This is a genomic window from Mycolicibacter senuensis, from assembly GCF_003284925.1.
Taxonomy (GTDB): domain Bacteria; phylum Actinomycetota; class Actinomycetes; order Mycobacteriales; family Mycobacteriaceae; genus Mycobacterium; species Mycobacterium algericum_A.
The window spans coordinates 1-20,053 of sequence record NZ_QMEX01000069.1 but is presented as its reverse complement, the minus strand read 5'-3'; the positions used below and the strand labels follow the sequence as shown (position 1 = coordinate 20,053).

The window sequence follows — 20,053 nt, the reverse complement described above, 5'->3', positions numbered from 1 at the left end:
ACCGGCCGTGCCGTTGTCGCCGCTGCCGGCCGTCGCGTCGATTCCATCGTCGCCGTCGAGGCCGTGTCCACCGGCACCGCCGGTACCGCCTACGCCGCCGACACCACCGGCGCCACCGTTGCCCGAGTTGGTGCCGCCGGCACCACCGGTGCCGCCGGCGCCACCGTTACCACCGGTGCCACCGGTGGTGCCGTCACCATTGATATCGGTCTCGCCGTCGATGCCGGTTGCACCCTGGCCGCCGGCACCACCGTTACCGCCGTCGCCATCGGTGCCGGCGTCGCCACCGTCACCACCGCGACCACCGTCTTGCACCGTGCCATCGCCAAGGACCTCACCCTGGCCGCCGGCACCACCATTGCCACCATTGCCAGCCGCGCCAGCAGCACCGGTTGCACCCGAATCCGCCTGCGCGCCACCACCACTGGAGCCACCGGCGCCACCGGCGCCACCGGTACCGCCCACGCCGTCAGAGGTACCGCCCTTGCCGCCGGCGCCGGCCGCCGCGCCGGTACCACCACCAGCGCCAGCACCACCAGCACCACCATTGCCGGCCGCGCCACCAGCACCACCGTCACCACCAAGACCACCAACACCGTGCGCACCGGCGGTGCCGTGCACCGACGCACCACCGGCACCACCATCGCCACCGACACCACCATCGCCACCAGCACCACCATTGCTGGTCGCATCCCCACCATCGCCACCGTCATCACCACTACCGGCAACCGCATCAGCACCGGCCGCACCATCAGCACCAGCACCACCAGCACCACCAGCACCGGCGTTACCGCCAGCGCCGCCAGCACCACCATTGCCCGACACCGCAGCACCACCCGCGCCACCGGTACCACCGTTGCCACCGGCCAGACCCGACGTGCCCTCACCATCGACATCGGTCGAACCAGCCACGCCATCAGCACCATCACCACCAGCGCCACCAGCACCGCCGTCGCCGATGTTTCCAGCCGCCCCACCAGCACCACCATTGCCGCCGGACTCACCAGCGGTAATCGCACTAAAGCCAGCACCACCGGCACCACCATTGCCGCCACTGGTGGCCGCCGCACCACCAGCACCGGCCACACCCGCATCACCACCGCGCCCACCGGCGCCACCGTGAATATTGGTGGCGTCACCATCAGCACCGGCACCACCATTGCCACCAGCACCGGCATCACCACCGACACCGGCAGCACCACCGGTGCCCGTAGCACCCGAGGCGCCGATCAAGCCACCGGCACCACCGGCACCAGCCTTGCCGGCGGCACCGGCAGCACCACCATCGCCGCCATTACCAGCGTCACCGCCATCCTCACCAGCATTGCTGGCGTCCACGCCGTCGCCACCATCACCACCGGCACCACCATGGCCACCAGCACCACCATTGCCACCGGCACCACCAGAACCGATGAACCACGAACCCCGACCGCCGGCACCACCATTGCCACCAGCACCACCATTGCCACCAGCAATACCGTCGAAGCCGGCCGCCCCGGCCGCCCCGGCCAGGCCCGCCAAGCCATCGCCACCATCACCGCCGGCACCACCGACGCCATACAAGAACCCGATGCCCGCACCACCAGCACCGCCGTCACCACCGTCAGCACCACCATCGCCACCAGCACCACCGACGCCCATCCACCAGCCGCCAGCACCACCGGCACCACCATCGCCGCCGCCCATGCCAGCACCACCGGCGCCACCATCACCGAACATGCCCGCAGCGCCACCGACACCACCGGTGCCATCCAACGCCGTACCACCGGCACCACCATCACCGAACCACAAACCACCAGCACCACCAGCAGCCTCAGCCACCGTGCCGCCATCAAGACCATCAGCGCCGTTACCGATCAGCATCTGACCGAAACCGAACAAGTTGATAAACGAATTAACCTGCTCGCCAAAGGGACTCAGAATCCACTGCTGCCCCAACTCATGCAACGGCTGATAGAACAACGAGCCGAACCAATCATCAGCAGCCGCCGACCCCGGCACATCAGCCACCGACGCATCAAAACTCAACCCCACATTGGCCAACAACGGCTCCCACGCCGCCCCATCAAACAACGTCTCCCACGACGACGCCGACCCCAAATCCGCAAACGCCCCAGCCAGATCATCACCGAAAAGATCAGCAACCCAATCCAACTCATCAGCCTGCGCCACCGGAGCAGCACTCAACGGCGACAACCCCAGCGCCAGGAACGCCCCAACCGCGCTACCGGCGCCGAGCAAACGCCGGCCACGCCGACCCTGCCGACGGTTGTCCGAAGAGTTACGCCCTACAGCCATTTGGGATTTCCTATCTGTGTGACCCACAGTCGTGTTAGTTCTGTTTGGGAATTGGTTCTGGAACATCAGGTCAGTCCGGTCAGCAGGTTCAGCCGTAGAAGCCCAGCGCTTCGGCTATCTGTTGCGGAATATCGTTCATCCACAGCGGAAGCATCCCGAAGAAGTCGCTGTCGAAGTTGAGGATGCCCAGGTCGGAAAGACCCATGCCCTCGATCAGACCGTTGATGTCGAGGCTGCCAAAGCCGAGGTCGGTGAGCAGCGAGTTGATCGTCACACCACCGAGGCCCAGGTTGGCCACGATGGTGTCCAGGTCATAGTTGTCCAGGCCCATCCAGCCCAGGAACGTGCCCAGTGTCGGGTCGCCGAGCAGGCTGGTCATCACGTCGGTGATGAAGCTGTCGAGATAGACCTCGTCGAGGCCGAGGCCGCCCAGCATGCTGCCGATCGACGTGGTGCCCAGCAGCTCGTTGATGAAGTCGTCGAGGTGCTGGTCGCCCATGCCCAGGCCGTTGAGGATGTCGGCAATATAGATGCCGCTCAACCCAATTCGGTCGATGAACATATCCAGGTCGATGTTGTTCAGGCCGAGGTTGTTGAGCATCGCCTGGATGTAGAGATCGTTCAGGCCGAGGCTGTCGATGAGGCCGCCCAGACTGACGCTGTCCATCCCCCAGTCCGAGAACAGCGACAGCAGTGTGGTGTCGGTCAAGCCGAGCCCGTCGAAGACGTTCGTCATGAGCTCGGTCAACGTCGGGTTGAAGCCCCAGTCGAGCAAGAACTCCTCGATGGTGACATTGCCGGTCAGGTCGCCCAGACCGTTGAACAGGGTCTCCAGCGAGTAGTCGTCGAGGTTCATGGCGCCAAGCAGTTGGAACACGTTGACGTCGTAGAGGTTCATGTTCTGCACGGTCTCGCCGAGGGTGTTGGGACCCAACACCGCGCCGAGCGTCGGGTTGCCGGCCTTCTCGAGCAGGGATGCCATGTCAGGGGCGAGGATGCCCAGCGGCGTGTCGGCCAGGTTCGGGTAACCGCCCAGGCCGGGCAGGGTCTTCAACAAGTCGACCAACACCACGTCGGTCGATGGGGTGTCGGGCGGGTAACCGATGGTGTTCTCGCCGATCGGCATCGCCTCCAGCAGCTCGCCGAGGGTCTGATTGCCGAAATCGCCCATCAGGTCACCCAGCGTGGCACCGGGCGGGAACATGGAGAGCAGCATCTCCATCAGCCCGGTGTCGCCGGTCATGCCCGGCATGAAACCATCGTTGAGCAGGTCGATCAGCGTCTGCTCGCCGTATTCGCCGAACATACCGGCGAGCGAGCCGACGGTGATGGCACCGAGGCCCAGCTGCTCGAAGAACTCGGTCAGCGGGGGGTCGCCCATTGAGTCGCTCAACAAACCGCCGACGGTCCAGGACGGGTCGACCAGGCTGGCAAGAGATTCGGTGCCTTGCGCGCCGAGCAGGTCCTTGATCAGGCCGCCCACGGTTGCGTTGTCGCCGCCGACGAGGTCCAGGATCAACTCGGAGAGGGTGGGGTTGCCGATCCCGATCTCCGGGGAGTTGAGCAGCGCGATCAGCAGGCTCGCGATCGAGTCGTCCGGGCTGATGCCGCCGAGGTCGGTCAGCAGTTCGGCGATGGAGGGGTTGCCGATGCCGGCCTCGTTGAACAGGCCGATCAGCAGGTTGGACAGCGTCTCGGTGCCGACCCCGAACTCGTCGAGCAGATCCACCGGCGTCATGTGGCCGTAACCGACCTGGTCGAGCAGATCGATGATCAGGGTGTCCAGCGGCGTGTCCCCGATGCCGGCCTGGCTCAGCAGGTCGGTAATGGTGGTGTCGCCGAGGCCGGTCATGTCGACGACACCGCCGACGTCGAGGCTCAGTCCGGGCTGAGCCGGCGTGAGGATGCCATTGAACAGCGGGAGGCTCAAGCCCGCGACGTCCAGGCTCGCGTGGCCGTTCAAGAAGGCGTCAAGCAGCGTCGCCGGCGCGCCGACCAGCGCCGAGAGCGCCCCCATCGGGTCGGTGAAGTCGAAGATCTGCTGCATCAACTGCTGCATCGCAGCGAAGACGGCCATCATCGGGCCCATGCTGGTGAGGATCGAATTCAGCCACAGCGGCAGCTGCAGGTCGACCTCGACCGGGAACGGGAATGCCTGCACGTCAACGGTGGGCAGCGGGTTGGTGAAGATGTTGATGACATCCGGGATGCCAGCCAGCGCCTGCTGCGGATTGGTGAAGACGTGGACCAGCAGCCCCCACATGTCGACCGAGTTCTGGTTCAACGCCTGCAGGTTGGCGGCGGTGTTGTTGAACAGGTCTGTCCACGGCGAGAAGAAGTCGCCATCCGCGGTCAGGGCGACGGCCCGCTGCTCCACGGCGGCGATCTCACGCTGCAGTTGCGGCAGGTGTGACGTCACCGGCGGTGCAGCGACGAGGCCCACCCCGACAATCGCCAGGCCGGTGGTGACGTAGGGACGAAGTGTTTGCTGCATGATGCCCTCCCGGACGAAAGTTCCAGAGTGTTGTTGTCGCTTAAGCACCGAGAATCTCCGCAATCTGGTCCCCTAGGCCGTCGAGCCAGTAGGACACCGAGCCGAAGAACTCCCCGATCTGCGCATTGATGAGGGTGAGGTCGCCCAGGCCCATCGCGGCGAGCAGTTCGTCGACGGTCTGAGTGCCGAAGTCGCCGAGCAGCGAGCTCACCGTCGAATCGCCGAACATCGAGTCGATCAGCTCGTTGAGGGTCTGAGATCCCAGCCCGGCGTCGATGAGCGCGTCACCGATGGTCATGCTGCCCAGGAACTGGTCAAACAGGTCGCCGAGCGATTGGCCGCCGAGGCCGAATTCGTTGAGCATCTCGTTGAGGCTCTGCGGACCCAACGCCTGGCTGATGATGTCGTCGAGGTGCATGCTGCCCAGGCCGCCGTCGTCGAGCGCGTTGGCCACGGTCTGGTCACCGAAGAACTGGTTGAGAAGTTCGCTGAGGTGCTGGTTGCCGATGCCCGCCTCTTCGAGCATGTCTGCGATGGTCTGGTCGGCCGGGATCAGCTGGTTGATCAGGTCGGAGAGGGTGGTGGTGCCCAGCGGACCGAGCAGCTCCGCCAGCGGCTGGTCGGGCATGCCCGCCAGCACCAGCTCAAGCAGGGTCTGGTCGCCCATGCCGGAGTCGGCGAGCATCTGACCCAGGGTCATCGAGAAGTTCTCTTGGATCATGTCGGCCAGCGTGGCGTCGCCCATTTCGCCGAGCATCGAGATGAGTGGATCGTTCAACTGGTCGCCCAGGATGGTGGCGATGGTCGTGCTCGCCATGGCGTTGGCCAGCAGATCGTCACCACCCTTGTCCAGCGGGGTCATGCCGGTAGCGACGAGCATGTCGTTGATCGTGAGGTTGCCGGTGATGGGCGCCAGGTTGCCGAAGATGGTGCCCAACGACATGTTGGTGATGCCCATCAGGTCGGTGATGTCGCCGACCGTGACGGTGCTGAAGCCCGCGTACTCCATGACGTCGGCCACCGAGACGTTGCCGTATTCGCCGAGCACGGTGACGGCCAACTGGGCCAGGTCGGCGTCGGCAAGGCCGGCCTGACCCAGCAGGTCCATGATGGTCTGGTTGCCCAGACCGAGTCCCTCGAGCAGCGAGCCGAAGAACTCGTGAGTGGTCTGGGTACCGATGCCGATCGCGTCGAGCAGGCCTTCGGTCGTGGTGCCGCCCAGGCCCAGCGCGTCAACCGCGGTGTGCAACAGCCCGTTCAACGTCAGGTCGTCGGCGCCGAGGTCGCCGAGCAACTCGTTGACGGTCGGGTCACCGATGCCCAGCGCGTTGAACAGGCTCACGCCCAGGTCGGCCAGTTTGAGGTCGGCCACCCCGACGCTGTCGGCGATGTCGACGACCGTCGGGTTGTCGAATCCCAGCGCGTGGGTGAAGTCGATCACAATGTCAGCGACCGGCTTGTCGCCGATGCCCAGCTGGTCCATGAGCTCAGCGATGGTCGGGTTGCCGATGCCCACCGCGTCCAGCAGGGTCGTCAACACGTTGGCGACCTCGAGGTCAGCCAGACCGAGCGAGTCGAGCACGTCGACGGGGGTCTGGTCACCCATGCCCAGGCTGTCCAACAGGCCGGTCAACATGCCCGCCACCGGCATGGTGCCGATCCCCATCTGGTCGAGCAGGCCGGCGATGGTCTCATCACCGATCTTCAGCTCGTCGACCAGATCACCCGCGGTCATGTCGATGACCAGGTTCTGACCGGGGACCAGGATCCCGTTGAAGGCGGGGACATCGATGCCGAGCGCACCAATGGTGCTGGTGCCGTTGAGGAATGCGTCGAGCAACCGTGCCGGCGCGGTGAAGATCGCCGCGAACGGGTCGAGCGGGTCGCCCGGGTTGAAGATCTGGTTGAGGATGTCCTGCCAGGCGTCGTTGACCGTGATCATCGGGCCGATGATGCCCATCCCGATGGTCAGGATCGGCGAGAGCAGCACCATGAGCGGGTCTTCGCCGCTGATCGACGGCATGATGCTGGTCAGGAAGTCGAACACCTCGGGCAGCCGCGACAGCGAGCTGGGGTCGCTGAAGATCTGCTCGAGCAGGTTGCCCCAGCCGTTGTCGGTGCCCATCGCCACCAGGTTGGTGGCGGTGTTGTTGAAGAGGTCGGTCCACGGCCCGATGAAGTCAGCCGTGAGCTGCACAGGGTGGTGTTCGACGTGCTGAACCTGCGGGAGGTCCGCCTGAGGCCGCAGCACGGCAGCCGGAACGGCCCCGTTTACAGCAATCAGCGTGGCACCCGCGATGGCTACACCGGGTGTGACGTACGGGCGAAGCGCCAGCTGCATCATGGTCTCCTACAGGAACTGATCATGGACGTTGCTGAACTTTACATGAGTTTTTACGTTTGTCGACGCGAATGTTTTCTAATGAAAATCGTCCGAACAACGCCCCATATCGCACGTGAAACGATACTTCGTCCGTCTGTTGGGACGTCTGTACGTCTGAGGCGACGCTACATCCGACCAGCCGAAAATGCGGTTCTTAGGTTTTGTTAATGCTGATTCGGAGCTGCGCCGGCTCGATTCGGAGCAGCGTCGGCTCGCTGAGGCGGGGCGCAAGATTGAGCTCAGCAAACCTGAGGCCGGCGCAGCGCGCGCACCGTTACAGCGACGGCCAAGCCGGTCTCCGATTGCCCGCGGCTGGTGAGGCCCGTCACTGCAGCCGTCCAGCCACGATCAGGTCACGGCTCGTAGGCGACCGAATGGCTTGGGCCGGATATCAACCCGGGTGACACATCGTCGGATAAACGCCAGGGTCGACCGAAGTCCACCTAGGTGGCATGGCCTGCCGCCGAATCCGCTGGCACGACAAGGCGGTGTTCGGCAGCGGCCCAGCGATCCGCCTCGCGCGGGCCGATCAGGCGGTGCGATCCAGGCATCGGATTCCAGTGTCGCGCAGCCCTATTGGAGGCAGCCGCAGAAGGCCGAGCGCACCGTCAACGCGGCGACGGCCAACATCGGTAAAGGCCGACTTTGCTGCGCGCCGGCGATCTCGGGTTCCGCTGCGCCGGACAACTTTTCATAGCAAACTGCGGCAGCAGCTGGTAGCGATCCGCGACACCGATTCTCACGCAACGGTATAGAGGACACCGTCGGGAACATCGACGAGTTTTCGCGACAGCATTCCCGGCGGCGTCATCGCGCCCCGGCGGGAGTGCCCGTCAGGACCGGCCCGGCTGGTCCTGACCTCCCGCCCGCAGCCCCAGATTCGCCGCGACGAGCCGCCCCAGGCCGGCCATCAGCGCACCCTTGAGCCCTGGGGCCTGCTTCTCCGGCCTGGGCTCGGCCCACTGGGCCAGCGCCACCAACTCACCGGCAACGTACTGATCGCGGCAGGCGCTGCGCTGAATCTTGCCGCTGGTGGTGGTCGGGATCCGCATCGGCTTGAGCAGCACCACGGCCTGCGCGTCGATCCCGTGGTGGGCGCGGATCGCGGCGCGGATCGCTTCGATCAGGCCGTCCAGATCGACCCCGGCGGCCTCGTGGTGGTGGATCTCCTGGACTGCCACCAGGTACTCGGGGGCGTAGCGCTCCGTCGGTAGCTGGAACACCGCCCCGCGGCCGGGCATCAGTGCCGGGTGGCAGGCCTGCACGGTCACCTCGATGTCGTTCGGGTAATGGCTGTAGCCGCCGATCGTCATCAGGTCCTTGCACCGCCCGGTGACATACAGCTCACCGTCGGAGAAGAATCCCAAGTCGCCGCTGCGCAGGTAGGGGCCCTCCCCGGTGTCGGCCAGGTGTGCGTCGAACGCGTACTCGGTCTCCTCGGGGCGTCCCCAGTAGCCCACCCCGACGCTGGGTCCGGCGACCCAGATCTCGCCCACTTCGTCGTCGCCGCGCCGCAAGCGCGTCTCGGGGTCGACGATCAGCACGTCCTGCGTCTCGGCTTTGGCGCCGCAGGCCACCAGGGGCAGCGCCCCGGCGGCGTCGTCCGGCACCTCCACGACCCGATCCTCACCGAGCGAGGTCCGGTCGAAGTGCCGGACCACCGGCACCGGCGAATCGGACATCCCGGTCACACCCAGGGTCGCCTCGGCCAGACCGTAGGCCGGTATGAAGGCCTCGGCCCGGAAACCGGCCGGGGCGAACGTCTCGCTGAAGGACCGCAACGTCTCGGAGCTGATCGGCCCGGCGCCGACCACCGCGATCGACAGGCTCGACAGGTCCAGTGCGGCGCGCTGTTCGGCGGTGCTGCGTTTGACGCAGGCCTCGTAGGCGAAGTTGGGCGCGGCCGTGATCGTCGCCTGGAAGCGCGAGATCGCCTGCAGCCAACGGATGGGGCGCATCAGGAACGCGCTCGGCGACATCAGCACGGTGGTGCGGCCGCCGTAGATGGTGCCGAGGATGCCCCCGACGAATCCCATGTCGTGGTACTGCGGCAGCCAGGACACCCCGCTGATCGGGCTGTTGAGCACCGGAGCATCGTCGGGCGGGTTCAGCGCCCAACGCATGATCTCGAGGTTGCTCACGTAGTTGCGATGGGTCAGCACGCAACCCTTCGGTATCCCGGTCGAGCCCGACGTGTACTGGATCATGGCGAGACTGTCGTCACCGATGCCCTGCAGTTCCCAGTCCGAGCCGTCGTCCTCGACCTCGTCCATGGCCAGCCAACTCAGCTTCGGCCCGGCGCTGAGGCCATCGACTGCGGCCTTCATCTTGGCCTGGGTCTTGGCCGTGGCCAGCGCGAAGCGCGCATCCGCCTCGGGGACGACGGTCTCGATCCGCCGGATCGGCCAGTGCTCGTCGACGGGGACCGCGACGGCGCCGGCGTAGAAACAGCCGAACAGCCCGGCGACGCTGTCCACTCCCGGCCGGCAGAGCACCAGCACCCGCTCGCCGGCGGCACCCTGGCGCTGCAGGTCCACCGCGATGGAACGGGCCCGGCTGTCCAGTTCCCGGTAGGTGATCCGGGCCTCTTCGGTATCGCCTTCCGGGCAGAAGATGAACGCGGGCGTGTCCTGGAAACGCGCAGCCTGCTGCTGCAACAGGTCAACCAGGGTGGCCACCGTCAAGGGGGCCAAGGACGTCGTCGGTTCTGCCATCGTCTGATCTGCCTTAGGAAGTGCGTGGGGTATCGGCCCACAGCGTAGCGGGGCGAAGTGGAACCGGACCCGTCGTCAGCCCAACGATGCCAGCGCGCGCACCAACTGGTCGACTTCCGACGCCGTCGAATAGTGGCTCAGCCCCACGGTGACCGCTCCCCCGACGTCGTTGACCCCGATCACGTCCAGCACCCGCGCCCCGGCGTTGGCGATCGCCAACACGCCGTTGTCGGCCAACCGCTGCACCACCCGCTCGGCGGTCACGTTGCGCACCGCGAAGCTGACCACCGGAATCCGGACCTCGGGCTGGCCGATCATCATCACCAGCGGCAGCGACCGCAGCGAGCCGACCAGGTAGTCGAACAGCCGATGCAGATACGCCCCGGCCGACTGCATCGAGACCGCCAGCCGCTCGGGCCGGCTGCCCCGGGCGGACTCGTCGAGCGAGGCCAGGTATTCGACACTGGCCACCAGGCCCGCCAGCAGCCCGAACTGATGCAGCCCGACCTCCAGCCGCGCCGCGCCGGCGGCGTGCGGGTTCAGCGACACCGACCCGAACGTGTCGATCAGCGCCGGGTCGCGGAAGACGAGCGCCCCCACGGGCGGGCCGCCCCAGCAGGCCGCGTTGAGGGCCACCACGTCGGCCTCGACGTCGTTGATGTCGAGCAACTGGTACGGCGCCGCCGCGCAATGGTCGACCACGGCCACCCCACCGACGTCGTGGATCAACTTGGTGACCGGCCGTAGATCGGTGACGGTGCCCAGCACCCCCGACGCCGAGCTGACCGCCACCAGCCGGGTCGACGGGGTGATCAGGTTCTCCCACTGCCAACTCGGCAGCTCCCCGGTCTCGATGTCCACCTCGGCCCATTTGAGCTTGGCGCCGTAGCGGTTGGCGGCGCGCACCCACGGGGCGATGTTGGCCTCGTCATCGAGCCGGGTGACCACGGTCTCGTAGCCCAGGCTCACCCGCGACGACGCCGCATCGGCCAGTGCGCTCAGCAGTACCGCGCGATCCGGTCCCAGCACCACCCCGGCGGGATCGGCGCCCACCAGGTCGGCGACGGCCTGGCGCGCGGCGACCAGCACGGCGGCACTGCGTCGGGCAGCCGGGTGCGGACCCGTCGACGTGGCCAGCGATCCCCGGAATGCGGTCGACACCGTGGTCGCCACCGAGTCCGGGATCAACATGCCCGTCGGCGCGTCGAAATGCACCCATCCGTCACCGAGCGTCGGGTGCAGTCCACGCACCCGGGCGACGTCATAGGCCATGTCAGCCACCTTAAGACTTCTCAAGATCGGGTGATCGGTGAAAGTATCGGATAACGGGATAGCTCCCCCGCAGCGCTGAACCGTGTCACCTTGGCAGACATACTAGTGCAGTGCTTCTGGGGTTCGGAATGGTTGCCGCGCTACTGCTGCTGGTCGCACCGGGAGCACTCATCGCGGCCGGGTCGCGACTGACGTGGCCGCTGGCGGTGACGGTCGGCCCGGCGCTGACCTACGGGGTGGTCGGGCTGGCCATCGTGCCGTTCGGTGCGCTGGGGATGCCGTGGAACGCGGGCACCGCGCTGGCCGCGCTCGTGGTGGTCGGGGCGTTGGTGGTCGGCCTGGCGCGCGGTGTTCGGGGGTTGCTGGACCGCCGGCCCGGCATTCATGTGGCGGCGCCGGGGACCGCCGTCGGGCCGATGCTCACCGTGGCCGCCGGAGTGTTGCTGGGCATGCTGCTGATCGGCTGGGCGGCGGTACGCGGCCTGCCGGATTGGCAGAGCATTCCCAGCACCTGGGATGCGGTCTGGCACGCCAACACGGTCCGTTTCATCCTCGACACCGGGCAGGCCTCGCCCACCCACATGGGCGAACTGCGCAACGTCGAGACCCACGCTCAGCTCTATTACCCGTCGGCGTTTCACGCGCTGACCGCGGTGCTGTGCCAATTGACCGGCGCGGCGCCCACCACCGGCTACACGCTGGCCGGCCTGGCCGCCTCGGTGTGGCTGTTCCCGATCAGCGCCGCGCTGCTCACCTGGAACCTGCTGCAGCGCGTCACCACCACCGCGGTGACGGCGGTTTCGGCAGCCACCGCCGCCGCCCTGTCGGCGTCGTTCACGGCGCTGCCGTATGTCGAGTTCGGCACTGCGGCCATGCCCAACCTGGTGGCCTACGGGCTGGTGGTGCCGGCTTTTGCGCTGGTCACCGGGGTCCGCACCCACCGCGATCGCATCGGCGTGGCGGTGCTGGCGCTGGTCGGGGTGTTCTCGGTGCACCTGACCGGGGGCGTGGTGACGGTGTTGCTGCTGGCGGCCTGGTGGCTCGGCCCCTTCGACGGGGCGCTGTGGAATCCGTTGCGGGGCAAGCGGCGCGACACCCTGGCGCTGGCCGCTGTCGTGGTGCCGACCGGACTGCTGTTGTTGCCGCAGCTGCTGAGCGTGCGTAAGCAGGCCGACATCATCGCGGGGCATTCCTTCCTCACCCACGAGGGCCGCAAGTCGGGGCTGCGTGACGCCCTGTTGCTGCACACCCGCCACCTCAACGACTTCCCGATTCAGTACGCGCTGGTGGGCCTGACCGCGGTCGGGGCGGGGCTGCTGCTCTATAGGAAGGTGTGGTGGCCGCTGGCGCTGTGGGCGGTGCTGGTGGTGGGGGTGGTGCAGTCCTCGGCTCCGCTGGGCGGCCCGGCCGGCGCCGTGATCGGCCGTTTCACCGACCTGTTCTACAGCGACCCGCGCCGGATCATGGCGGCGATGACGCTGCTGCTGATCCCGATGGCCGGCGTCGGGCTGGCGTGGCTGGCCTTTTTCCTCGGCGAGCAGACGCGAAAGCTCCTAAAAAGGGAGTATTTAGGGGGCTTTGGCGTCTGCTCGGCACTGATTGCGGCGACGACGGTGGGGCTGGCCTGGCACTATCTGCCGCGGCACGCGTTTCTGTTCGGCGACAAGTACGACTCGGTGATGGTCGATGGCCGCGACCTGGAGGCGTTCGCCCATCTGGCGGAGCTGCCCGGGGCCCGCGACAGCGTGATCGGCAACGCCAACGTCGACGGCAGCGCCTGGATGTACGCAGTCGCCGACCTGCACCCGCTGTGGACGCACTACGACTACCCGCAACAGCAGGGTCCGGGCCCGCACCGGTTCGTCTTCTGGGCCTACGCCGACGACGCCGACACCGACCCACGGGTGGCGGCCGCCGTGCACGCCCTGAACATCCGCTACGTGCTGATCAGCAGCCCGCCTGTGCGCGGGTTCTCGCTGCCTGACGGACTAGTGTCTCTGGAGAAATCGCGGTCGTGGGCCAAGATCTACGACAATGGCGGTGCCAGCATCTATGAATGGCAGGGAGGCGAGGGGCGTTGAGCACCGGTAGTAACAGCGCAGACGGCTCAGACGACATCGAGATCATCAGCGGCGCCGACCCGCGGCTGCTGGCCGCCGGTGGTGCACCCGCCGAGGACGCCGATGACGACGACGAGCCGTCGCTGACCGACCTGATCGAGCAGCCCGCCAAGGTGATGCGGATCGGCACGATGATCAAACAGTTGCTCGAGGAGGTGCGGGCCGCCCCACTCGACGACGCCAGCCGCGCCCGGCTGCGGGAGATCCACTCGGCCAGCATCCGCGAGCTGGAGGACGGCCTCGCCCCGGAGTTGCGGGAGGAGCTGGACCGGCTGACGCTGCCGCTGCGCGAGGACGCCACGCCGTCCGACGCCGAGCTGCGGATCGCCCAGGCTCAGCTGGTGGGCTGGCTGGAGGGGCTGTTCCACGGCATCCAGACCGCGTTGTTCGCCCAGCAGATGGCCGCCCGGGCGCAGCTGGAGCAGATGCGCCACGGCGCGCTGCCGGCCGGGCCCACCGCCGGCGGCCACAGCGGGCATGGCCACACCGGCTCCGGTCAATATCTGTAGTCACGTTGTCCGCCACCGATCCGCGAATCGAGACCCGGGACGCCTGGGTGGAATTCCCCATCTTCGACGCCAAGGCGCGCTCGTTGAAGAAGGCGTTCCTGGGCAAGGCCGGCGGGGCGATCGGGCGCAACACCTCCAACGTGGTGGTGGTCGAGGCGTTGCGCGACATCACCATGTCGCTGTCGCTCGGGGACCGGGTGGGCCTGGTCGGCCACAACGGCGCCGGCAAATCCACACTGCTGCGGCTGCTTTCGGGAATCTATGAGCCCACCCGGGGGTCGGCGACCGTGGTCGGCCGGGTGGCTCCGGTGTTCGACCTGGGCGTGGGCATGGACCCGGAGATCTCCGGCTACGAGAACATCATCATCCGCGGACTGTTCTTGGGCCAGACCCGCAAGCAGATGGCCGCCAAGGTCGACGAGATCGCCGAATTCACCGAGCTGGGCGACTATCTGGCGATGCCGCTGCGCACCTACTCCACCGGCATGCGGGTCCGGCTGGCGATGGGCGTGGTCACCAGCATCGACCCGGAGATCCTGCTGCTGGACGAGGGCATCGGCGCCGTGGACGCCGAATTCTTGAAGAAGGCCCAGACCCGGCTGCAGAAGCTGGTGGAGCGCTCCGGAATCCTGGTGTTCGCCAGCCATTCCAACGAGTTCCTGGCCCGGCTGTGCAAGACCGCGATGTGGATCGACCACGGGACGGTCAAGATGACCGGCGGAATCGAGGAAGTGGTCGGCGCCTATGAGGGCCCCGACGCCGCCCGGCACGTGCGCGAGGTGCTCGCCGAGACCCGGGCCGGGGACACGGCGTGACCGAAACCGTCTACGCCGTCGTCGTCACCCACCGGCGGGTCGAACAGCTGACCGAATCGCTGAAGGCACTGGTGACCCAGACCCGGGCACCGGACCATCTGATCGTCGTCGACAACGACAACGACGCCGCGGTGGCCGAGCTGGTAGCCGGGGCCTCGGTGCCGTCGACATATCTCGGGTCACGGCGAAACCTCGGCGGCGCAGGCGGTTTCGCGCTCGGGATATTGCACGCCCTGGCGGCCGGCGCGGATTGGGTGTGGCTGGCCGACGACGACGGCCGGCCGGCCGATTCGGGCGTGCTCGCCGCGCTGCTCGGCTGTGCGGCCAGGCACGGGCTGGCGGAGGTGTCGCCGATGGTGTGCAACATCGATGACCCGTCCCGGTTGGCGTTCCCGCTGCGGCGGGGGCTGGTGTGGCGACGCGAGGTCAGCGAATTACGCGGTGGCGGAGGCGATCTGCTGCCGGGGATCGCCTCGTTGTTCAATGGGGCGCTGTTCACCGCCGACGCGCTGGACGCCGTGGGCGTGCCCGACCTGCGATTGTTCATGCGTGGCGACGAGGTGGAGGTGCACCGCCGGCTGGTCCGCTCAGGCCTGGCGTTCGGCACCTGCCTGACCGCGGTCTACCTGCACCCGTGCGGGTCGGACGAGTTCAAGCCGATCCTGGCCGGCCGGATGCACACCCAGTACCCCGACGACGCGGCGAAACGCTATTTCACCTACCGCAACCGCGGCTACCTGATGTCGCAGCCGGGCATGCGCCGGCTGCTGCTGCAGGAGTGGCTGCGGTTCGGCTGGTTCTTCCTGGTGTCGCGCCGCGATCCGGCCGGGCTGGTCGAGTGGATCCGGCTGCGCCGGCTGGGACGCCGGGAGCAGTTCGCCAAACCCGAGGGGCAGCAATGAGCTTCACCGACGTCGCCGCGCAGTCCAAGACCTTCGCGCGGGCGCGGGCCGATCTGGTGGACGGATTCCGTCGCCACGAATTGTGGCTGCACCTGGGATGGCAGGACATCAAGCAGCGCTACCGGCGCAGCGTGCTGGGCCCGTTCTGGATCACCATCGGCACCGCCACCACCGCGGTGGCGATGGGCGGGTTGTACTCCAAGCTGTTCCACCTCGACCTGGCGGTGCACCTGCCGTATGTGACGCTGGGGCTGATCGTGTGGAACCTGCTCAACGCCGCCATCCTGGAGGGCGCCGACGTGTTCGTGGCCAACGAGGGGTTGATCAAACAGCTGCCGACGCCGTTGAGCGTGCACGTCTACCGGCTGGTGTGGCGGCAGATGATCTTGTTCGCCCATAACATCGTCATCTATATCCCGATCGCACTGATCTTCCCCAAACCCTGGTCGTGGGCGGATCTTTCGGTGATCCCGGCGCTACTGGTGATCGCACTGAACTGCGTGTGGGTGTCGCTGTGCTTCGGGATTCTGGCCACCCGCTACCGCGACATCTCCCCGCTGCTGTTCTCGGTAGTGCAGCTGCTGTTCCTGATGACGCCGATCATCTGGAACTACGACACGCTGCGCGCCCAGGGGGCGTCGCGCTGGATGACGGTGATCGAGTTCAACCCGCTGATGCACTACCTGGAGATTGTGCGCGCCCCGCTGCTGGGGGCGGCCCAGCCGCTGCGGCACTGGGCGGTGGTGCTGGTGCTGACCGTGGTCGGCTGGTCGGTGGCTGCGCTGGTGCTGCGCCAGTTCCGGGCCCGGGTGGCGTACTGGGTGTAGGACCCGTTCCTCACGCCGCGCGTGTCAACGGCTGATCCCGCTACATTGATAGCAGCGATATACGGTATTGGCCCTGGACAAGGATTTTGGGTTGATCGCCGGGATAACAGGACAGCCCATCGAGCGGCTTCGAGTCAGGTGAGAAGGGTGGCCAGCCGCGCGATGACATCAGCGACAATCCGGGCCGGTACGGCTTCGAGTCTTCGGCCGTTGCGTGCCACAAGGTCGAGCGCACGCGGCTGGTCGCAGCGGACGACCCCGGTGGTGCGGGTACCCGCCTCATCCAGCGAAACCGCAAACCCGGCCGTGCGGGCGAAGTTGCCGCCACCGGTGATGGGCAGCACGATCGGAGTGTTGGTCAGGTCGTTGAATGCCTGTGGCGACACAATCAGCACCGGCCGGGTGCCTTGCTGTTCACGGCCAGAGGTCGGATCGAGCGAGACCAGGTAGATATCGCCGCGCCGGATCACAGGATTTCGGTGCCCACCGGATCGGCCGCAAGCCACTCGTCGTCGGCGGTCGATGCGGCGGTTGGATCACACTGCGCAAGAAGCTGCTCCAACACATAGTGTGGCCGCGGCTCCGGCTCGACAACGAGACGACCATGGTCGACCGTCAGGCCAACCGTGGCGCCGGCCTGCAATTGCAGAAGGTCCAGCAGGGCCGGCGGAACAGCGAGCATCACTGAACCGCCGACCTTCCGTAGGTTCGTCGTGTGCACGGCAACCCCCTTCCAGCCCCGTCCGAAGTTATATAAAAGTATAACTAGATAGTGCTGAAGTTCGATGCTGTTGCAAGACAGCGTTGCCTGCGACACTCGGGCCAGCAAGTCACCTTCGGCGCCGTTTATCCATGCGGTCGGCGGACGGTGCGCAGGTCAGCACCGGGCTCTCCTCGCCCCAGCGGGTCAGCGTGATGCGCTCCTGTTGTCCACAGGGTTCGTTGGTCTGTTTTTCGACCATTGGCCTTGCAGGCTCATTCGTAAGGTGCTCGCCGATAGGCGCTGATGACTTCGGGATCGGGGTCGATGCCCAAGCCCGGCCCCGGCGGCACTGTGATCCACCCGTCCGTCGGCGCCCATGACTCTGGATAGATCGAGGCCTCCAGGTCGAACCAGCGCCACTCGACCATCACGTCGGCGCCGCCCAACGCGGCGGCCGTCTGGATCGCGGCGAGCAGGCCCGGCCCGTCATAGAAGGAGTGGGTCATCACCGCCACATCGCGGGCCGCGGCGAGCGCAAAGACCTTGCGCAGCTCGGTGATTCCGCCCATCTTGGCCGGGCTGGGCTGCACGAAGTCGACCGCACCGGCATCCAGGAGTCGCTCGAATTCCATTGCGGTGCCCACATTCTCACCGGAGGCAATCGGCAGAGCGGTGCTGCGACGCAGTTCGGCCAGTCCGGCGAAGTTCTCCGGCGGCCACAGCGGCTCCTCCAGAAACAGCAGCCCGACGTCACGCAGCTCGGCGGCCAGGCCCTGGGTGCGGGCAAGCGTCCAAGCGCAGCCGGCATCGACGATCAGCGCTATGGCTGGCCCGGCCTCGTCGCGGGCCGCCTGTATCGCCGGCAGCTGGGATTCGTGCAGCTTGATCGCGGTGAACCCGTCATCGACGACGCGGCGCACCGCGGCGCGGACCCGCTGTGGCTCGGTGTAGCAGGCCAGGCTGGCGTAGCAGGGCATGGCCCGGCCGTCGCCGCCGCCGAGCATCGCCGCGATCGGCAACCCGGCGCGCTTGCCGGCGATGTCCCACAGCGCGATGTCGACCGCGGACAGCGCATAGGTGATCGCCCCGCCGCGGCCAAACACGTGCAGCTGGCGCTGCACATGATCCATCAGCGCCGCGATGTCGGCGGCGTCGCAGCCCAGACACAGCGGGGTGACGAGTTCGTCGAGCGCACGGGCCGCCAGCGCGGTGCCGTAGAGCCCGAAGGCCTCACCCCAGCCGACGATGCCGTCGTCGGTGGTGACCTTGACCAGCAGCGAGTCCGCGGCCATCAGCTCCTCGCCCCACAGCGCGGCGGCGGGCAGGTCCGGTTTGAGGGGGATGCGCAGCGGGATGGCCTCGATGGCAGCGATCGGCGAGCCGGGCATCTGTTCAGCCTAGGACGGGCGTTTAAGCTTCCCGGGTGGCCGAGACGACGCAGCCCACTCATCTGCACCTGTCCACCCAGGTGTGGCGCTTCCTGATCACCGGGGCGCTGTCGGCGGTGGTGGACTTCGGGCTGTATCTGCTGCTGTATCTGGGCGCCGGGCTCGGCGTCGACCTGGCCAAGGCGTGCAGCTTCGTGGCCGGCACCATCACCGCGTATCTGATCAACCGGCGCTGGACCTTTCAGTCCTCGGCGCACACCGGGCGTTTCATCGCGGTGATGGTGTTGTACGCCTTGACGTTTGCCGTGCAGGTGGGGATCAACCACCTGGTGCTGGACCTGTTGGACTATCAGCGGTGGGCGCTGCCGGTGGCGTTCGTGGTCGCGCAGGGCACCGCGACGGTCATCAACTTCATCGTGCAGCGGACGGTGATCTTCCGGGTGCGCTGAACTCAGGCGATCGCGAACGGCGGTTCCAGGCCGAGGAATAAGCCCCCAGCCCGATACCGCCGTAGATAGATGTTGGTTCTTCGCACAACCGACGACTAGTCAGCATGTATCCATGCATGTATACATGAATGCATGGCCACCAAGACGATCTCGATTGACATCGAGGCATACGAGCGGCTCCGCGCGGCGCGTAGCTCGCCGGGCGAATCGTTCTCCCGCGTCATCAAGCGGGCACACTGGCGCAACGAAGCCCGCACCGCGGGCGCGTTGCTGACAGCCCTCGCCGACCTGCCGCCCGCTACTGCGGACGTACTCGAGCGCCTCGATGAGGCACAGCACATGGACCTCCCGCCGGATGATCCGTGGCACTCCGCGTAAGCGTCGACACGACGTTTCTCATCGACCTGCAGCGAGAACGGGCCGCCGGGGAGCACAACGGGCGCGCCCACCGATTTCTGAGTCAATCGCCCGATACGGAATTATTTCTCTCGACTGTCGTACTCGGTGAATTCGCTGCAGGATTCGGCCGCACCGACGATCCGATCGTTGTCAGCATGCGTGAACGCCACACCCTCGTCCCGGTCGATGCTGAGATCGCGTTGACGTACGCGAGGGTCACCCGGGAGCTACGCCGCCGCGGAGAACTGATCGGCAGCAACGACCTGTGGATCGGCTGCACCAGCCTGCAACTCGGAATCCCGGTCCTGACAGCCAATTCCGCGGATTTCCGCCGCATCGACGGACTCGGCGTCGTCTCCTATCGCTAGGACCGGTTGCAGTCGTCGCACCGTCGGCCAGGGCCACGACGGCACCGATATCGACGCTCGACACTGATCCTTCCGGCGATGAAAACACCTCGGCCCGGTCGTGTGACCGGGCCGAGGCGTTGGTAGGGGGCGTTCGCTACGGGGCGTTCGTGTCGGCGTCGCCGGCGCCTCCTTCCGGGTGCACTGAAACGCCAATGTTCCCCTGCACCCCCCGCGCAGGGGACCATTGACGCCAAGCTCGCGAGGCCCGTCGGTGAACCGGGGGCTAGGGGCTGGTCGCGCCGCCGGTGGTACCCGGTTCGCCATTGGGGCCGGCGGCGCCGGGATCACCGGACGCGCCCTTGGGCCCGTTGGGTGTTCCGGTGCCTCCCTGGCCGCCGGAGATGCTGCCGGCACGCGATCCACCGGTCCC

15 protein-coding genes and 1 pseudogene are annotated in these 20,053 nt (G+C 67.0%); 8 read left to right on the top strand and 8 right to left on the bottom strand.

Annotated elements, in window-relative coordinates; translation table 11 throughout:
• From DQP56_RS25830 to DQP56_RS15365, 5 genes and pseudogenes are all read right to left on the bottom strand, one after another.
• Positions 1–1,863: pseudogene (locus DQP56_RS25830) on the bottom strand (PE family protein); the annotation flags it as partial.
• Positions 1,864–2,386: 523 nt separating this feature from the next.
• The gene (locus DQP56_RS15380) at positions 2,387–4,792 is read right to left on the bottom strand and encodes a hypothetical protein (protein ID WP_112686820.1); all 2,406 of its coding nucleotides are present in this window, start codon (positions 4,790–4,792) and stop codon (positions 2,387–2,389) included.
• A 40-nt stretch (positions 4,793–4,832) separates the two neighbouring features.
• On the bottom strand, positions 4,833–6,989 hold the full coding sequence (locus DQP56_RS15375) for a hypothetical protein (RefSeq protein ID WP_234825687.1): 2,157 nt from the start codon (positions 6,987–6,989) through the stop codon (positions 4,833–4,835).
• Between the two features lie 1,019 nt (positions 6,990–8,008).
• Positions 8,009–9,889 carry a fatty acyl-AMP ligase gene (locus DQP56_RS15370; RefSeq protein WP_234825686.1) on the bottom strand — a complete coding sequence of 627 codons (1,881 nt, stop codon included), beginning with the start codon at positions 9,887–9,889 and terminating at the stop codon, positions 8,009–8,011.
• A 75-nt stretch (positions 9,890–9,964) separates the two neighbouring features.
• Entirely contained in the window at positions 9,965–11,161 is a 1,197-nt protein-coding gene (locus tag DQP56_RS15365; RefSeq protein ID WP_112686816.1) for a cysteine desulfurase-like protein, read from the bottom strand.
• Positions 11,162–11,289: 128 nt separating this feature from the next.
• Here DQP56_RS15365 and DQP56_RS15360 point away from each other — a divergent pair, with 128 nt between their 5' ends.
• Genes DQP56_RS15360 through wzm form a run of 5 tightly spaced genes read left to right on the top strand, consistent with a single transcriptional unit; the run spans position 11,290 to position 16,334 of the window.
• Positions 11,290–13,242, top strand: coding sequence for a DUF6541 family protein (locus DQP56_RS15360; protein WP_112686814.1), 1,953 nt, complete (start codon positions 11,290–11,292; stop codon positions 13,240–13,242).
• Complete coding sequence (locus DQP56_RS15355; RefSeq protein ID WP_112686812.1) at positions 13,218–13,790, top strand: bacterial proteasome activator family protein; 573 nt, start codon at positions 13,218–13,220, stop codon at positions 13,788–13,790. The genes DQP56_RS15360 and DQP56_RS15355 overlap by 25 nt, the downstream gene beginning before the upstream one ends.
• Positions 13,791–13,795: 5 nt before the next feature.
• The gene (gene wzt / locus DQP56_RS15350; RefSeq protein ID WP_112686810.1) at positions 13,796–14,605 is read left to right on the top strand and encodes a galactan export ABC transporter ATP-binding subunit Wzt/RfbE; all 810 of its coding nucleotides are present in this window, start codon (positions 13,796–13,798) and stop codon (positions 14,603–14,605) included.
• On the top strand, positions 14,602–15,507 hold the full coding sequence (gene glfT1, locus DQP56_RS15345) for a galactofuranosyltransferase GlfT1 (protein WP_112686808.1): 906 nt from the start codon (positions 14,602–14,604) through the stop codon (positions 15,505–15,507). Before wzt ends, glfT1 begins: the two co-directional genes overlap by 4 nt.
• The gene (gene wzm, locus DQP56_RS15340) at positions 15,504–16,334 is read left to right on the top strand and encodes a galactan export ABC transporter permease subunit Wzm/RfbD (RefSeq protein WP_112686806.1); all 831 of its coding nucleotides are present in this window, start codon (positions 15,504–15,506) and stop codon (positions 16,332–16,334) included. The genes glfT1 and wzm overlap by 4 nt, the downstream gene beginning before the upstream one ends.
• 134 nt (positions 16,335–16,468) lie before the next feature.
• Here wzm and DQP56_RS15330 read toward each other — a convergent pair whose 3' ends face one another.
• From DQP56_RS15330 to DQP56_RS15320, 3 genes are all read right to left on the bottom strand, one after another.
• Positions 16,469–16,804, bottom strand: coding sequence for a type II toxin-antitoxin system PemK/MazF family toxin (locus DQP56_RS15330; RefSeq protein WP_286167767.1), 336 nt, complete (start codon positions 16,802–16,804; stop codon positions 16,469–16,471).
• On the bottom strand, positions 16,801–17,055 hold the full coding sequence (locus DQP56_RS15325; protein ID WP_112686804.1) for an AbrB/MazE/SpoVT family DNA-binding domain-containing protein: 255 nt from the start codon (positions 17,053–17,055) through the stop codon (positions 16,801–16,803). Before DQP56_RS15325 ends, DQP56_RS15330 begins: the two co-directional genes overlap by 4 nt.
• Positions 17,056–17,309: 254 nt before the next feature.
• Positions 17,310–18,425, bottom strand: a complete 1,116-nt coding sequence (locus DQP56_RS15320; RefSeq protein ID WP_112686802.1) for a mandelate racemase/muconate lactonizing enzyme family protein — start codon at positions 18,423–18,425, stop codon at positions 17,310–17,312.
• 35 nt (positions 18,426–18,460) lie between these two features.
• Here DQP56_RS15320 and DQP56_RS15315 point away from each other — a divergent pair, with 35 nt between their 5' ends.
• The 3 genes from DQP56_RS15315 (at position 18,461) to DQP56_RS15305 (ending at position 19,641) form a co-directional block, all read left to right on the top strand.
• The gene (locus tag DQP56_RS15315) at positions 18,461–18,874 is read left to right on the top strand and encodes a GtrA family protein (RefSeq protein ID WP_112686800.1); all 414 of its coding nucleotides are present in this window, start codon (positions 18,461–18,463) and stop codon (positions 18,872–18,874) included.
• Positions 18,875–19,006: 132 nt separating this feature from the next.
• Entirely contained in the window at positions 19,007–19,252 is a 246-nt protein-coding gene (locus tag DQP56_RS15310) for an antitoxin VapB family protein (RefSeq protein WP_112686798.1), read from the top strand.
• A complete protein-coding gene (locus DQP56_RS15305) occupies positions 19,237–19,641 on the top strand; it encodes a type II toxin-antitoxin system VapC family toxin (RefSeq protein WP_112686796.1) in 405 nt (134 codons plus the stop codon). Before DQP56_RS15310 ends, DQP56_RS15305 begins: the two co-directional genes overlap by 16 nt.
• Positions 19,642–20,053: the final 412 nt, after the last annotated feature.